Below are 17,763 nucleotides of genomic sequence, written 5' to 3' on the forward strand. Positions count from 1 at the left end.
AATTTGATCTGGTAGAATGAAAAAAGTTATATCTAGTCCTAGGGAATTTTTGAAAGGCAATCAAAAGAAAGATTTTTATGGAAAGATATTATTTTTTCTGTGTCAATCTTGTATAAAGTCAATAGCAAGTGTAATGGAAAATTTTTAAGAATTTTCTTATATGGACAAGGAGATTACGGTTACTGTTGTTACCAGTTAGTGGAATGGTTGAATTGTCAAAGTTATCGCTCGATATTCCTCAAGACAATGAAACTTTCTATTTAAAGGAAAGGAATCAAAAATGCCTTATTTTATCCTAACTATCATAATTCGTAATGTTTATTAACAAGTATTAAGGGATCTAGATTTTCAACTTGAAACGTGCATTTTGGAAAAACTAGTTCCTTATTTTACTAAACTATATAAATAAAGTAGTAATAAAAAAGCATAAAAATTATCAAAATTCTTAAATTGCACCAATCTTTTTCTAAATGTGGTTTCTTCCACGCGGCTTTTCCCACGGAATCTTCATCTGGATACTAAGCGATTTGCTCTTAATGCAGACTGGATTGCCGGTCGATTTTATTATTTATGATTATCAATTTACCGTTCTTAAGAGTGGAACTTAAACATCATTCACTAAACAAGTGTTCATTTTTACAGTTAAAGATTAGATTGAGGATTAACGGTTGTTTTTATTTAAAAAATACTGAAAATTTATTTCTTTTTTGTCTTAGAAATAATAGTTTAGATCAGAAAAAATGTTTTATTATGAAACATGTAGAAAATTCCATATGAGGACGTTGCTGAGTGAATTTTAGAAAGACTAGATCATTGCTGACAGAATTATATGAACAGTCTCTTAGAACGAGAAACATGAATTCTCTTTATAGGTTTTAGGATTGTAAAATCCTTCATTTTGATTCTATCATTCTATAAATGTGATTAAATATGATTAAATAATAGAGTGGGGTATTTTAAATTCTAAAAAGTAATTAAAACAAGGTATCTTTGCTATATAAAATCACAGCAATGGAAGATTTAGAAAAAGCATTTGGGGATATGAGGATTTCACTTGGAAAATATCCATCGTCGAAGAAATGTTTTTCGCTTGTCTTGAGATTAAGAATTGAAATAATCAGTAATTGAAATAACAAGTATCTCATCTTCTTACTCAAATTTTTCGAGTAAACTAATAAAGAACTAGGTATTAGAAAAATGTTCCTTTGTGATAGCAGTACTGAACAATTGGGCTTAAAGTAACAATAAAAATAAATAGGATTTATACGAAGTAATAAGAAGAATTATTGTTTTATCGCTATCGTTTGATCATCAACATAATATTTATTGTCCGTTTCGGTAGGTTTATGAGAAATCTTCATGAAGCGACTTTTAATAAAATACCTATGGAAGCTTGCTAGATTATTTCTGGCATTATGTAAAGCCACTACAAGTTGACGATATTAATAAGTCGAAGCATTAGAAACATTAAAACAGAATTAGAAGTGAAAATCGTTAGTCAAGCAGGCTCTTTAAATTTATGAAATGAGAAGCAATCAATTTATCACTGTATCATTTTCACCAAAAAAAGATTGCTATTGTTTAAGAGATTTTTCCACAATCATCTTTTGTCTACCTCTATCTACTATTCTATATAGATATATTATTCATGGCAACTTTAAAGGTAACAAATCTGGCAGTCGACAGTGGTACAAATTAATCTGCTAAGAAAGTAACAAATCCTCTAAAAATTAATCTGGTAAGTATAAGACAATTCATCAAGGATACTACAAATATTACACGCAACTCATGAAAGGAAATATGCTAAATTAAGTAATCCATATAGAAATGAGAAGGCTTATATAGAGTATCTAAGTGGGATCTGAATATTGTCAGACGGAAAAGCCAATATTCCAGAAGACTACCTTGATCAAAGAAAATTTCCACAACTTGTAATAAGGGTTTAAAAATGAGGATATTGAAAAAAAGAGCACCTTATGGTGCATGGCAATCCCCAATTAATGCTGGTTTAGCGGCAAACTCATCCCGAGTTTTGGTTGAAGTTGAAGTAAGTGGTGATGACATTTATTGGTTGGAGCGTCGTCCTGAAGAGACGGGACGTCAAGTGGTTATGCATTTGTCTTCAGTGGAAAATATCCAAGTAGTTACGCCTTCCGATTTTAGCGTGCGAACGCGGGTGCATGAATATGGGGGTGGAGATTATGTGATTCATCAAGATACTATTTATTTTTCTAGAGATACAGACCAATGCTGGTATCGTCAAAAGATAGGTGAAGATCCAAAACTGATTACTCCGATGCCGAAGAAGCCAAGAGGGCTACGTTATGCGGATGGTGTAGTGATTCCAGGGGGACAATGGTTGATAGTGGTCCGAGAATCGCACGAAAAATCCGTTGTGAATGAACTCGTAGCCATTGCTACTGACGGAACGCAACGAATCAAAACATTAATGCGAGGATATGATTTTTATGCGGCACCCCGATTAAATCAAATAGGAAATCAGATTGCTTGGATTTGCTGGAATCGTCCTCAAATGCCTTGGGATGGAACTGATCTTTGGTTAGCTGATTTAACAACGACTTTACAATTAACCAACGCTCGTAAGATTGCGGGTGGTCTCAATGAATATATTTCCCAACCTTCCTTTAGTTGTGATGGAAAACTTTATTTTATTTCTGATAGAAGTGGATTCGAAAATATTTATTACTATAATGATGGAAGATTTAAATTAGTTTGCCCGATGTATGCTGATTGCGGTTACCCTCAATGGGTTTTTAAAATTAAAACATATGACTTCCTTAATAAGGATCAAATCGTCGTTATTGTGATGAAAAATGGAAAGCAAACATTAGGTTTAATCGAAGATAGACATTATTCCGCGTTTAATTTACCTTTCACTAATTTTGTACCCACGTTAGCGATTCGAAATAATACAGTCGTTTTCATTGGTGCTAGTTACGATCGATTTCCTACTTTGGCATACTATGACTTGAAAAATAAACAATCTGCTATCCTGTATGAAAGCACTTCATTAAAAATAGATAAAAAATACTTTTCTATTCCGAAGGCGATTGAATTTTTAACCAATAATAAACAAACGGCGTATGGCTTTTATTATGCACCACACAATGATGACTATATGACGCCAGCAAATGAAAAGCCCCCTTTGATTGTTATGAGCCATGGAGGTCCCACAGATGCTACTTCAGCAACACTTAATTTAAAAAATCAATTCTGGACTAGTCGTGGATTTGCTGTTTTAGATGTGAATTATGGTGGGAGTACGGGTTATGGTAAAGCTTATCGTAAACGTTTAAAAAAACGGTGGGGCATAGTCGATGTTGCTGATTGTGTCAATGGAGCGAAGTTTTTAGTAAGAAAAGGAAAAGCAGATCTAAAACGATTAATTATACGTGGCAGCAGTGCAGGTGGTTATACTGCTTTATGTGCCTTAACTTTTTATAATGTGTTCTCTATTGGATCTAGTTATTTTGGTATCGTAGATTTAGAAGGTTTTGTAAACGATACTCATAAATTTGAATCATGTTATCTAGAAACTTTGGTGGGTAAATACCCGGAGAAAAAAACACTGTATAGAATACGATCACCGATTAATCACGTAGATCGATTAACTTGTCCAATTATTTTTTTACAGGGTTTGGAAGATAAGGTGGTTCCACCTTGGCAAGTGGAGATTATGATTGCAGAGATGAATAAAAGAGGGTTGCCTTATTCTTATATAACATTTAAGCATGAACAGCATGGTTTTCGTTGTACAGAAACGATTCAAACAGCACTTGAATCGGAGCTATATTTTTTCGGCCAATTTTTTCATTTTAAACCAGCAGATATCTTATCACCAATTAAAATAGAAAATTTTAATCAGAAACCACAGATTGAGTATGATGAAAATTAATTTTATCGGTGCAGGTAAGCTTGGGAAAAATATTGCTAGGCAAATAGTCATTAATAATGCTGCAGAAATTCAGGGAATCTGTAATCGACAAAGTGGTATTAATGCCGTCAATTTCATTGGACAAGGAAAGATTTATAAAAATATCAATACATTGCCACCAGCTGATTTGACTTTTATTACAACTCCGGACGATGATATTTGCACTTGCTGTGAAAAATTGGCGAGGAGTAATAATCTCAAAAAAGAAAGCATTGTAGCGCATTGTAGTGGGGCATTGACATCAAATCAACTCATATCAGTTAAAAAGAAGAACTGTTCTATAGCGAGTGTACATCCTTTACGAAGTTTTATTGGAGAAAATACCATTCAATTAGAAGGTGCTTATTGTACTATCGAAGGCGACCAAAACGCCGTCGAACAATTATCTCAGCTTTTTAGTACAATAGGTTACTTAGTGTATCCCATTGACCAAAGTAAAAAAATCATCTACCATGCCGCTAGCATTTTTGCTTCTAATTATTTAGTTACATTATATGAAAGCGCGTTAGTTTGCTTAAAAGAAGCGGATATAGAGGATGTTACTGCAACAAGAATGATGATCAATCTCATGAAAAATACCTTGGATAACATTGATATCACCCGATCAGCAGAACGGTCTTTAACCGGTCCGATTAAGAGAGGTGATTCTAATACAATTGGCAAACATTTGCGCGTGCTGTCAAAGATAGGTCTCTCTGAGCTTTATAAAAAATTGGGATTGATGACGTTAAACATCGCTAATTTATCAACTCTTAAGAAAGAAAAAATAAAACAAGTATTATCAATTCTTGTATAACGTCTGTTTTAGAACGTGCTTTGTGATATTGATCACAACCAATAAAGACGGTATAATCGATGGAAACTCCCGTATGAGAGCCCGCATATCGGGTTAAGCTATTATGCTGGTCTGATGGTTGAAGCCAGATTGATTCACTGAGAGAGATGGATCGGTTTTTGGTTTTTAAAAAATATCTATCGAAGCGGTGTTCAGGCCTGGGCATGTAAAAGTAGTGTTTTGGTATAATTTTGATGTGCAGCCAAAAGTTGCGGTGTATCATCGTGGGTTTTGTTGCCATTTTTTTACCGGATGATCTTCCGAAAAATTGTCTTTCTGCATCGAAAAATATCGAAAAATATTTAATTTGGAACTAGCTACGTTAATTCAGAACCAGTTACGTCCTTAATGTTCCTTAATACTTGTTCATTCGAGTGCTTACTTTTTCTATTCCAAGTAATTCCTATAATAGAGAATATTAAAATTTCTAATTCGGCTGATGGGGTTACTGTTTTTAAGTAAATAATCTTGTTTATCGGTATTTCCTTGTAATTTCCGTATTGGTATTCTTTATTATGAAGTGAAAGGATACTTTTACAACATCGAGCAAGATAATCTATTTACTTAATTGACTAGACTAAGGCTTATTAGGAATAATATTTACGATCATAAAATAGATGTTACCCGAATAAGCAACTTCACGTTCGATTACCAAAATTTTTTATATTCATTTTCATTGGTATTTTTCTTTATTTGGATGCGAGAACAGATACGATTTATTTGTAATATCGCCCTCATTTTCTGCACTCTTTGTGTTTTAGTCGGTGCATAAAATAATCCCAGGTTTTTGTTTTTATAATTCACTCATTAATATTATCTATGTCTTGAAATTCTATTGCTAATTAAGCAATCTCGAAAGGACTCGAGATAATATGCTGATAAAAAGACAACGGTCAAATACAGGTGTATGAAAGAAATTATATTTGCATCCAAGCTCTTTTTCTTTAATACTAAAATAGGAGGCAATGTATTGGTTGTATGGCATTTCCACTGTATTTGAAATAAAGTATACTGGGGGGAGTTTAAATTTTGCAGTGTGTAAAGATGATGGAACAGATCTCTCAGTTTATTGTTAATCATTGGGCTTTAGTAATGGCTTTCGTTAGCGCTTCAGTTGTACTATTCATAATAGAGTCGCGTAGTAAGGGTCTTAGTGGTAGAAATCGCCTTACTCCTTTTCAAGCGACTCGCTTGATTAATAGTGAAGAAGCTATAGTTATTGATATTCGCGATGCGAATGCATACAATAAAGGTCATATCGCTAATGCTATTCATATATCCCTAAAAGGGCTAGATGAAAGTATGGAGCACTTGGAGCAATATAAGCGTCGACCATTGATTATCGTGTGTGCGATGGGTCAAAAATTAGGACGTATTATCAATATGCTACGCGAGCATGGATATAAAAAAATTTATATTTTAACAGGTGGTATGAATGCTTGGAACAATGCCAACATGCCGGTGACTAAAAATGAGTTTGAAGATTGAAATCTATACTACAGCGCGTTGCCCCTATTGTATCAAAGCCAAGGCGTTATTAGACCAGAAAGGTGTGAAATATACAGAAATTCACGTCGATCAGGAAGAAGAAAAATTCCGCGAGATGTTAAAACGAAGTAATGGGCTGCGCACGGTGCCTCAGATATTCATTAATGATTATGGAATTGGAGGTTTCGATGCATTATGGAAATTGGAACAAAAGAAACAATTAGACGCGCTGTTTACGTGTTGAATGTTGAGGGGATTTCAGAATGGTAGGAAAGTTAACGAGCGTAAGTTGAGATGCAAGATAGTAAGCTTGAATTTGCTGTTCAGCATTCATATGTTATCATTTTTTTGAAGCATCTCGTGTCTCGCTAGTTTTCCTAGAAAAGGTAGCTTAGGATAAGTGTGGATCTAGTCACTGAGGCCAAACGATTTAGGCGAGAATAACCGTTTGACGGTAGCTGTTAGTGTAATAGTGAAACATGAGACGGTATTTTTAATGGAAGCGCACCAATACTACTAACCAGTTTTACTAAAGAACATATGCGTACCGTATTTAGAAGTTTTTGTCTAAATACTCTTATTAAACAAAAAAGACAAAAAGTGATTACTGATGTGTTGATACGTGATGGTTGTTCTCAACTTGATTTAGTTTCGGTCAATGTTGATGCTCTCCTAGAACAACATGATCGCTCGCAAGACGGCGAGCATGTACATTAGAAACGTTGATGGTTAGAGATCATCAACATCCCATTACGGTATTAGGCGCAGGCTCATGGGGCACCGCATTAGCGCTTGTGTTAGCACGAAATGGTCAAGAGGTTCGGCTTTGGTCTTGGAAAAAAGATCACGTTGATGAAAGACGAGAGCAACGTACCAGTAATCGTTATTTACCACATTACCCCTTTCCTAAAAAGCTGCATTTTTCCAGCAACTTAAAGAGTAGTTTGGATAACGTCATGGACATTTTAATCGTAGTGCCAAGTTTTGCATTTCAAGAAGTAGTGATTCGAATTAAACCTTACCTCGATTCAAATACTCGTATCGCCTGGGGAACGAAAGGCTTAGCTGTAACAGGTTATTTATTGCATCAAGTGGTGGAAATGGAATTAGGATATTTACCTATGGCGGTAGTATCCGGGCCTAGCCTGGCCACAGAGGTGGTTGCTAATTTACCTACAGCAATTGCAGTAGCAAGCAATAGCGCTGAGTTTTCAAAAGACTTAACTAAGCGACTGCATAGCGCATATTTTCGTGTTTATCAAAATGATGACATGATTGGTATGGAATTATGTGGAAGTGTGAAAAATATATTGGCCATCGCAACTGGTATTAGTGATGGACTGGCATTAGGTGCTAATGCACGGGCTGCGTTAATTACACGCGGATTAGCTGAAATGGGAAGATTGATCTACGTTATGGGCGGTAAGCAGGAAACGCTGACTGGTTTGGCAGGATTAGGTGATTTAGTCCTTACCTGTACAGATAATCAATCACGCAATCGTCGATTTGGATTAGCCTTAGGCAAAGGTGTTGATTTAAAGATAGCAGAACAGGCTATTGAAGGAGCAATTGAAGGTTTATACAATACTGATCAAGTGTATAAATTGGCTAAAAAGCACGCTGTTGAAATGCCGATTTCTCATCAAGTCTATCGAATACTGCACGAAAATTTAGATCCACGTCAGGCAGCGCGCGAGCTTCTAGAACGTCCCCAAAAAACGGAACATTAAGGTAAGTTGAGTGCGTATTGTTGTATGAAAATATCTTTATTAATATGTATCACAAAATTTAGACTACCTTAAAATAAAAGGTACTTATGGAAATTTCACCGTCGTTAGGTTTCAAGAAGACGTGCGTTAATTAATGCAAGAAAATGTATTTGTAAAACTGATACCCCGGATTTGACAATCATCGATTGGATTGAAACGAACTATACATTACCAGTATGGTGATTTTCTTATGTACAAAACAGATAGAACATTGTGTTTTAACTCGTTTGAGTTGTATATACATTTACGCTGTGTGGTGTAGGATACAACTCTGTCTAATTAGAACAAACACTGATCTCGGATCCCTATTAATATTTGTATGAGGTTTCGCTTGGGTACACATCGAATAAATCGCCGAAGGAAGTATCACTTACTTTATCATTACTAATGATAAAGCGCCGCATCAGTATAGGCCTTCACTTACAATGCACGTTGTAGAATATCATTTGATATTACTGTTAGTATTTTTGGATTCGCAAAAATACTAGAAACAACAAGTTATAACTGAAGATAACATAATAAATTTTAACAAATGACTAGTAAACTGATTGTATTTTTAATAACTTTTTTGTTTGATAGGCGGTAAAATTCATCCTCTTATTAAACATCTAAATGGTCAATGGGTTCGTGCAGCAGTTTATTCGATTAGGGATATAGCTTTATCGTGCAGGTGATGAGAAAAATAATCGGCTTGGCGTTATTAATTCAAAGAAATGTTTCTAAGCTTCAGATGTTTATTTATTTTTTCTTAATATACAATAAATATTCTCCTGTGGTTCTGAAAAATAGCTACATGAATTATTGAAGATATGACGTGCTGTCAATTTCTTTTGATAAATAAGGACTTATTTCTTATAAAACTTTTAAAAATGCGGGCATGGAAGTTGAAATAGAAGTTGACGATGCAATATGACTAATGCAACGATTGATGTTAGTATGGAGATAGTATTATGCACAATGCGTTGTATATCGCAAATCCTACTGGGGTTTGTAGTAGCTGGATATATGATTAATATTTTATAATATCGACTTTGATTTTTATGCCGTGATCAGTTAACTTACACCTAGAGTAATTGAGAATATTACCAAGGCAGTGTTTGTACGACCTAACCATCGTATGTATGTGGTGTATTCGTGAATAGCATAAAAATCGTGATACATGCGGGTTAAGTAAGGGTAGAATGGAAATAATCAACATAGCTGCTTATAAATTTCTAACGCTTAAAAACGAACTTCTAACTGTATTACAAAGTCAGCTGCGAGAAGGGGCCCTTGTATCCCATTTAAAAGGTACAATTTTATTGAGTACTGAAGGGATTAATCTAATGATAGCTGGCGAACGAAAAAATGTTGATAGATATAAGCAATTTTTATCCTGTATACAAACCTTAGGTGATTTAGTTTACAAAGAAACTCTATCAGCATCTTACCCATTTGCAAAACTCGTGGTTCAGATTAAAAGAGAAATTGTCACGATGCGTTGTGCTGATATTCATCCTGAGAAAGAAACGGCACCACATATTTCACCTGAAATGTTCAGACGTTATTATCAACAAAAACAAAATATGGTAATTTTAGATACACGTAATGATTTCGAAGTTACTATGGGGACGTTTGAAAATGCAATTAATCTTCATCTCCGATCATTCAGCGATTTCCCCAAAGCTATTGATCAATTGCCAGAATCTTTTAAAAATGAATGCATCTTGACTTTCTGTACTGGTGGCATTCGCTGTGAAAAAGCATCTGCTCTAATGATAAAAAAAGGATTTAAAAAAGTTTATCAACTTGATGGTGGGATTCTGCATTACTATGAAAAATGTGGGAGTAATTATTTTAAAGGAAAATGTTTTGTCTTTGATAAGCGAATTGCTATAACGGCCGACTAAAATAGCTATTACTTCAAAACTTGCAAAGCCTTTATGCGATAGAGTTGCGATCAACAATACAGAGGTATTCTTGATCGCGCCCGACATTCTCAGAAAGATGCCAGCCCAGAAAGATGCCAGTCACAATTGTAGACAGATATAACATCAAGTTTCCCGGAGATATATAGTTATTTGAGACTGCTTGACACTTTTCTTCACGACGGACTATCTATTTCTCGAAGACGAATAAGATAAAAAGCCAATAACTGTATAATCAAGATCGCGAGTATAATCTGCATTTCTTGACAAGCACTAAAGAAAAGATCATAAGCATTACCCCTAAGATATTATCAATAAACTCATCAATGGTCAAAATACCGAGGTCAAAAATACCGATAACACTGAATAAATGTGATACACAAACTCGAGGCCACTAGTGTGACGAGAATCATGATAGCGAAGATTGATCATTTATAAACCAAAGTAGCATATCACTTTTCCTCTTGGCAGGAGATAATCAAAACTGCTAAATTAAACTCTATAAAATATCAATGAATAGGTACCATGAATCTGGATTATTTAGATTTTGAACAACCCATTGCAGAACTTCAGGAAAAAATTGAAGAGCTTCGTCGCGTTGGCACCAGTCAAGATATTAGTCTTAGTAAGGAAGTTGCTAAGCTGGAAGAAAAAAGTAAGCAGTTAGCGCATCAAATTTTTTCTCGTTTAACAGCGAAACAAATTGTGCAATTGGCACGTCATCCATTGCGCCCATACACAAAGGATTATCTCAATCGTGTTTTTACCGATTTTCATGAGTTACAAGGTGATCGTCATTACTCACAAGGTACTGCGATCATTGGGGGTCTTGCACGATTGTGTGGAGAACCCATCGTGGTTATTGGCCAACAAAAAGGACGTACAACTAAAGAAAAAATTTATCATAATTTTGGAATGTCAAAACCGGAAGATTTTCGCAAAGCGCTTCGGTTAATGAAGCTAGCTGAGCGATTCTCAATTCCCGTAACCACATTCATTGACACACCAGGCGCTTACCCTGGTGTGGATGCTGAAGCACGCAATCAGAGTGAGGCCATTGCGCGAAATCTGTTTGAAATGTCGAAATTAAAAACTCCAATTATTTGTATTGTACTAGGTGAAGGTTGTTCCGGTGGTGCTTTAGCCATTGGCGTTGGTGATCGAACTTTGATGTTACAATATGCTTATTACTCTGTCATTTCTCCTGAGGGTTGTGCCTCTATCTTATGGAAAAGCGCAGAAAAAGCAGGTGAGGCTGCTCATGCTTTAGGACTTACCGCTAATCGCTTGCACAAGCTTGGTTTAATTGATGAAATAATTAAAGAACCTCTCGGGGCTGCACATCGAGATGTTGACGCGATGGCTACTACGCTTCAGAAAAAATTACAGGCACATTTGATTGATTTACGATCAAAATCCATCGAATTATTATTGGAAGAGCGTTATCGTCGTTGGTCAAGTTACGGAAAGGATTAGGCTGTGTTAACAGTGAAGAAGCTTGTTACAGTATTGGGCGAATTAACTGATGATCCTTATTTTTGTATTGCTTATAGCGGAGGAATGGATTCTCACGTTTTATTATATGCGATGGCAGAATGCCAGAAACAAAATTCTTCTATTCAAGTTCGTGCTTTACACATTAATCATCATCTAAATTCCAATTCTAATCAATGGGAAGACCATTGCAAGAAAGTTGCTCAACAGTTAGGCATTCCTTTTCACGTGGAATCGTTGAGGCTCATGTTGAATAATGGTGATAGTATTGAAGCAGTGGCACGAAAGATGCGTTACGATGTTTTGCAAAATCACGTTCATGACAAAGAAAATATACTTACCGCACATACACAGAATGATCAGGCCGAAACTTTTTTGCTTCAATTATTGCGTGGTGCAGGTGTAAGAGGTTTGTCTGGAATGCCTTTGAAAAAAAAATTGGGGAGAGGTTATTTATTGCGACCTTTATTGAGCATGAATCGCGAGGATTTAAAAACATATGCTAAAAAAAATCATCTGCATTGGATTGAAGACGATATGAATTTTGAATTGCGATTTAACCGAAATTATTTGCGACATGAAGTATTTCCGATTTTACGTCGTCGTTGGCCTAAAGTATTTTCAGTTATTTCGCGATCCACCAACCACTGTGCAGAAGCGGCTCATTTGTTGGATCAATCAGCAGATATAAATTTGCAAACTATGCAAATGAACGGAGCATTAGCTATTAGACCTTTATTACAACTGACACCTGAACAACAACGGAATACTTTACGCCGTTGGATTTATCGTCGGGGATTCAGTATGCCACAGACAAAACAATTGGAGCAAATGCGAAGTGATGTTCTAGCAGCATCGGCGGATGCGGTTCCCGTTTTTGTTTATGATGACGTTGAAATTCGGCGATTCGGCAATGCACTACATATATCAACGGTCTCCTCCTCCTCACTTCTTGATACGAGTGTGATTATCACATGGAATTTACATGACCCATTATATTTGCCTGGTACTCTGGGAGTATTACGAGCTGTAAAAAAAAAAGGTAAGGGAATATCTACGGCTATTGATATCCAACAAATTACTGTCCGATTCCGTCGAGGTGGGGAACGCTGTCAACCGGCAGGGCGAAAAGAAACACATTCACTTAAGAAATTGATGCAGGAATGGAAAATCCCTTCATGGCAACGCAATCGTATTCCATTAATTTATTACGATGGTAAATTAATTACTGTTGTAGATTATTGTATTTGTGGAGGATTTGCAGCGAAAAATAATGAGTTTGGGTGGGTAATAAAGAAATATAAACAATTAGCTCGCTAGCTCGCTCAAAATGTGTTTAATATAAAGAACGCCGACTTTTCACATGAAAACTGCTTTACTTAAATTCTATAAAAATTAAATAGTTAAAATTAAGTTGCATTAAAAAATAAGGCATTTAGCTTTACTATCCGCTCTTGATGTGCTATGAAATACATGATGGTGCATGGTTATTTATGAAATTATCTAACGAAGATTCTTTAATGAGTGGATCTATCTTCGTATGGGCATGAAGTTCGGACTTATCAATTGGACAATTAGAGAATTATAAATCATGAATCTTTGCTTTTCTTCATTATTTCAACAATAAAGCAAAAGAGACAATAGATCTATATGACTATGTAATTAATGTAAAATCGCTACTTTTAGAAATACCTAGGTTTCTTAAATTTGGATGATATTGGTCATGATGAATGTTAGAAATTAACATTTAGTCAATGGTGGAATATAAAATAGTTTTCCAAAGATGTCAAAGTGTATGCCTGTTTATGTGGGGAATCAAGTTGATGTACGATCTCTTTATGATGGGCTATCTCAGTCTATTTTGATTCACTTAGTTGCATTAGAAACAATGCGGAATCGGAGGGACAGTTTTGTCTGAATTTTGTTATCTAAAACAACTTGTATCTTCTCTTCAGAGATCGCTAATCCTAGTAAGGCTACGTCCATCGTCGTTGTTCTGATGTTAAGAATTAGCGGTGCTTCTCTAGAACACACCGGATTAGAAATCATTTGGTATCGTACCATGGTTTATGTGGTTATTTGCAAGGTCGATAGCTGCTAAGTAGTAGTGCTTTTAATAAAATTTGAAGTTATCGAAAGTAAGTTCTTCCTCAAACAAAAGAAATTTTTTGTTGTTTCCTTTCAATAAATGACTGAAGCGCTTGTAGTGATTATGAAGTTTGATTTATCATATTTTCAGAAGTTGGACCAATGCGTATTAAAGATATCGCATTAACCTGTTTATCGCTATAACCATCCTAACAACCATTTTAATAAAAATATTAAAAATAAAAAGTCGAGAAACAGCAATATTCTTCGCGATATCTTTATCCTGTGCTACTATACGTTCAAGAAAAACAAACGATAGTTATGACAGCAATTCCACAAAGATTTATTCGGAATTTCTCTATTATTGCGCACATTGATCACGGAAAATCGACATTAGCGGATCGGTTTATTCAGTTTTGTGGTGGATTAAGTGATCGAGAGATGAAATCTCAAGTGCTTGATTCAATGGATATTGAACGTGAACGCGGAATTACTATTAAGGCGCAAAGTGTTACGCTTAATTATCAAGCCCAGGATGGTCATATTTATCAACTTAGTATTATCGATACACCAGGGCACGTAGATTTTGCTTATGAGGTGTCACGATCGCTTGCCACTTGTGAGGGCGCCTTGTTGATAGTGGATACAACACAGGGAGTAGAAGCGCAAACAGTGACCACTTACCATATGGCGATTGAACAAGGGCTTGTTATTCTTCCTGTTTTAAATAAAATTGATTCACCACAAGCAAACCCTGAGCGTACTATTCAGGAAATTAAAGATGTTATCGGCATTGACGCACGTAATGCCATTTGGGTGAGCGCTAAAGAAGGCGTTGGAATTAAAGAGTTGTTAGAGAAACTGGTGAAAGTAATTCCACCGCCAGTGGGTAATATAAAATCTCCATTGCAGGCTTTAGTCATTGATTCTTGGTTCGATAGTTATTTGGGTGTGGTATCGTTAGTGCGAGTTAAAACTGGCATATTACGTAAAGGCGATAGAATTCGCGTAATGTCAACTGGTGAGACTTATCACGTTAAGCACGTCGGCCATTTTACACCAAAACGTCATTTACTTGAAGCGCTAAGCACTGGAGCAGTAGGTTTTGTGATTACTGGAATTAAAGATGTTTTCGGTATTCCTGTTGGTGATACGCTAACGCATGCTAAAGATGGAGTAAAAACCCCATTACCTGGATTTCAGCAACTTAAACCACAAGTATTTGCTGGCTTATTCCCGATTAATTCCGAAGATTATGAGACATTTTGCGAAGCTCTTGCAAAATTACGCTTAAATGACGCTGCTATATTTTACGAACCGGAATCTTCTCAAACTTTAGGATTTGGTTTTCGTTGTGGATTTTTAGGAACGCTACACATGGAAATTGTCCAGGAACGATTAGAGCGTGAATACAATCTGGAACTGATTGCCACCGCACCGACAGTAAATTATGAAGTTTTGACCAAGCAAAATGAAATTTTTTATATCAATAATCCGAGTTGTTTGCCAGAAGCCACTAAGATCACTGAAATTCGAGAACCTATTGTGATAGTGAATATCTTAGTACCACCTGAATTTTTAGGTGCTGTGATTGCTGTGTGTGTTGAAAAGCGGGGTGTACAAAAAAAATTATCGTATTTGAGCAAAAGAGTATCAATAAGCTATGAGATTCCCCTAAGTGAGGTCGTTTTGGATTTCTTTAATCGGTTAAAATCAGCTAGTCGAGGATATGCTTCATTAGATTATAATTTTTATCGCTTTCAGTCTGCAAATTTGGTAAAACTGGATATCCTTATTGGAGGGCAAAAAGTGGATACTTTAGCGGTCATCGTTCATCGTGACCGGGTACTTGCGTGCGCGAAAAGGTTGACTGAACAATTAAAAGATTTGATTCCACGCCAAATGTTTGAGGTGATAATACAAGCAGCAATTGGTACCAAAGTTATTGCACGTATGTCGGTAAAGGCGCTGCGAAAGAATGTAACAGCGAAATGTTATGGCGGCGACATTACACGTAAACGAAAGTTATTGGAAAAACAAAGGATAGGTAAAAAGCGCATGAAACATATAGGGAAAGTTGCTATTCCGCAGGGAGCATTTTTAGCGTTCTTGAGAGTGAAACCTGAAAAATGATTTTCGATTTAATATTAATTTTCATGGTATTGTCAACGTGAGTGTGGTAAGACGGTTCTTTTTGCCTTGCTTAAAAACAAAATTACTTGTCTCGTTGAATATGTAAGATTTTTCTATTTTATTCGATTAATTTAGATAATCCGGTTTACGATATAGTCCAACTTTACCGTGTACTAATCAATTTCCTAGAGCCGACAGTGATACTTAGTAATTTCGTCACTATTGAATCATTATTAGGATAATTTAATTATAGACTTCGTTTTATCAGCTATTTTTAGTAAAAATGCTTTTTCTAGAATGAGATAGAATGAGCGAAAGTTGTTTTAATTCATTAGCTATAAAAGACCTAAGAATTGTTTTCAAACAGATAAATATTATCGAATTATCATATCATCTTAATAAAAATAAATATTTCTGTATCAATAATAGGCATAAAAATAGAAGTTTTTATGTACGGAGGATATTAATACTCGATTGACTTAAAGCAAGCAAGTTAAATGATATTCAAGCATAAAAATTATGTACAGTCGGTAAAAGTGAGAGAGGAAATTATGATTTAGTGATACCTATAGAGCATTATTCATGATAGGAGGCAATTAAGATGATGGTGACGATAATTGTCAATAGAAATTTATATTTGAAAAAGATTTAATTATGTTAAACACTCAGAATTTAGATAGATTAATAGTTTTAGATAATCAGGTATGGCAAGTCAACATCTAGCATATTACTGCATCAGTGCGTTTCCGTTATGCTAATGTTAGAAAAGGAATTTACATGGTCGATTTGAATGAATTAATGAACCGTTTAGGTTACAGATTTAGCAATGTGAAATTATTGGAAAGTGCGCTTAGTCATCGCAGTGCAGGATCTGATAATAACGAACGATTGGAATTTTTAGGGGATTCTGTTCTAGGGCTTATTGTTGCTTCTGAATTATACCAACGACACCCCAATGCACGAGAAGGCGAACTAAGCCGGATGCGCGCTTTGATAGTAAACGGAGACATGTTAGCACAATTGTCAATGGATTTGAAAATTAATGAGAATTTACGACTAGGTGTTGGTGAGCGAAAAAGTGGCGGGAAATCACGTCGTTCTATTTTAGCTGGTGCATTAGAAGCAGTGATTGGTGCCATTTATATTGATGCAGGATTGGAAATTTGTCAGCGTTGTTTGTTAAATTGGTATGGGGAACGAGTGTATGATTTATCAAAGCTAATACCGAAAAAAGATGCAAAGTCTCGCTTACAAGAATGGTTACAGGCTCGAAAATTTCCATTGCCTATATACAATATAAAAGCAACTGGTAAGGCTCACGCACAGATATTTATCGTAATGTGTTCTGTTACAGGGCTTCCCCATAAGACTAATGGTGTTAGTACGACGCGCCGACAAGCAGAACAGATAGCTGCTGAACATTTTTTAGAATTATTAAATGAGTAAAATTACCTATTGTGGCTACAGATTACTATTGGATAGCTCAGCGTAAGTAAATTAATTTTGACTAATCAGCTTCTAGATCAGAAAATTGGTATTACTTTCCGTGTCCGAAAGCCACAAATCACGCAATTTCGTATTTTGGCATAAAAATCTTAAATAAATGCTCATGTCATTTATGTGGGTATGCTCCTCGCTTCATACATAGAAGCGCATTGAGCAATAAATTGCTATATGAATCCGGTAGATTAAAGTTCTTTGCAGGAAGAGATAGATATAGTTGTTTTTTTATTGAACCAAACTTATTATCCCACACCGGGAAAAGTTGTACCGAAAATATGATATGAATAGTTATTGAGGTAATTCAAAGATCTTGGCACAGAACCAGAAGCGGTGCCAATGTCTCACTATTGATATCTCCTTTTTATGAGATTATTTTACTGTACAAAAACGGTGATCAGGTAGGTGGTTTAGCATAAACTGTTACTCAATCTATCGGATATTACTATTATCTTATTGTTTTTCAATTAAAAAAAGTATTAAAGTAGAAACAGAAAAATTATTAGCATTTTAGTAGCGATTCGAGTTGAGAAAAAAGGACGAAAAAGGATTATAATTGTCTAGAAAAAGTAGAACACCTTAAAACAACAAGTA

10 protein-coding genes are annotated in these 17,763 nt (G+C 35.4%); all 10 read left to right on the plus strand.

Annotation, left to right across the window (positions count from 1 at the left end; all coding sequences use genetic code 11):
- Nucleotides 1-1,948: 1,948 nt before the first annotated feature.
- The 10 genes from CEAn_RS00385 (at nucleotide 1,949) to rnc (ending at nucleotide 17,115) form a co-directional block, all read left to right on the plus strand.
- A complete protein-coding gene (locus CEAn_RS00385) occupies nucleotides 1,949-3,916 on the plus strand; it encodes a S9 family peptidase (protein WP_244670082.1) in 1,968 nt (655 codons plus the stop codon).
- Complete coding sequence (locus CEAn_RS00390; RefSeq protein ID WP_211923882.1) at nucleotides 3,903-4,751, plus strand: Rossmann-like and DUF2520 domain-containing protein; 849 nt, start codon at nucleotides 3,903-3,905, stop codon at nucleotides 4,749-4,751. Before CEAn_RS00385 ends, CEAn_RS00390 begins: the two co-directional genes overlap by 14 nt.
- Nucleotides 4,752-5,834: 1,083 nt before the next feature.
- Complete coding sequence (locus CEAn_RS00395; protein ID WP_244670083.1) at nucleotides 5,835-6,278, plus strand: rhodanese-like domain-containing protein; 444 nt, start codon at nucleotides 5,835-5,837, stop codon at nucleotides 6,276-6,278.
- Complete coding sequence (gene grxC / locus CEAn_RS00400) at nucleotides 6,262-6,522, plus strand: glutaredoxin 3 (RefSeq protein WP_211923883.1); 261 nt, start codon at nucleotides 6,262-6,264, stop codon at nucleotides 6,520-6,522. Before CEAn_RS00395 ends, grxC begins: the two co-directional genes overlap by 17 nt.
- A 481-nt stretch (nucleotides 6,523-7,003) precedes the next feature.
- Nucleotides 7,004-8,008 carry an NAD(P)H-dependent glycerol-3-phosphate dehydrogenase gene (locus CEAn_RS00405; RefSeq protein WP_211923884.1) on the plus strand — a complete coding sequence of 335 codons (1,005 nt, stop codon included), beginning with the start codon at nucleotides 7,004-7,006 and terminating at the stop codon, nucleotides 8,006-8,008.
- Nucleotides 8,009-9,228: 1,220 nt separating this feature from the next.
- Nucleotides 9,229-9,936 carry an oxygen-dependent tRNA uridine(34) hydroxylase TrhO gene (trhO, locus tag CEAn_RS00410; protein ID WP_211923885.1) on the plus strand — a complete coding sequence of 236 codons (708 nt, stop codon included), beginning with the start codon at nucleotides 9,229-9,231 and terminating at the stop codon, nucleotides 9,934-9,936.
- Nucleotides 9,937-10,479: 543 nt separating this feature from the next.
- Nucleotides 10,480-11,430, plus strand: coding sequence for an acetyl-CoA carboxylase carboxyltransferase subunit alpha (locus CEAn_RS00415; protein ID WP_211923886.1), 951 nt, complete (start codon nucleotides 10,480-10,482; stop codon nucleotides 11,428-11,430).
- 3 nt (nucleotides 11,431-11,433) lie between these two features.
- A complete protein-coding gene (gene tilS, locus CEAn_RS00420) occupies nucleotides 11,434-12,768 on the plus strand; it encodes a tRNA lysidine(34) synthetase TilS (protein WP_244670084.1) in 1,335 nt (444 codons plus the stop codon).
- A 1,053-nt stretch (nucleotides 12,769-13,821) separates the two neighbouring features.
- A complete protein-coding gene (lepA, locus tag CEAn_RS00425) occupies nucleotides 13,822-15,669 on the plus strand; it encodes a translation elongation factor 4 (protein ID WP_211923887.1) in 1,848 nt (615 codons plus the stop codon).
- Between the two features lie 777 nt (nucleotides 15,670-16,446).
- A complete protein-coding gene (rnc, locus tag CEAn_RS00430; protein WP_211923888.1) occupies nucleotides 16,447-17,115 on the plus strand; it encodes a ribonuclease III in 669 nt (222 codons plus the stop codon).
- Nucleotides 17,116-17,763: the final 648 nt, after the last annotated feature.

This window comes from Coxiella endosymbiont of Amblyomma nuttalli (assembly GCF_018107685.1).
Taxonomy (GTDB): Bacteria; Pseudomonadota; Gammaproteobacteria; order Coxiellales; family Coxiellaceae; genus Coxiella.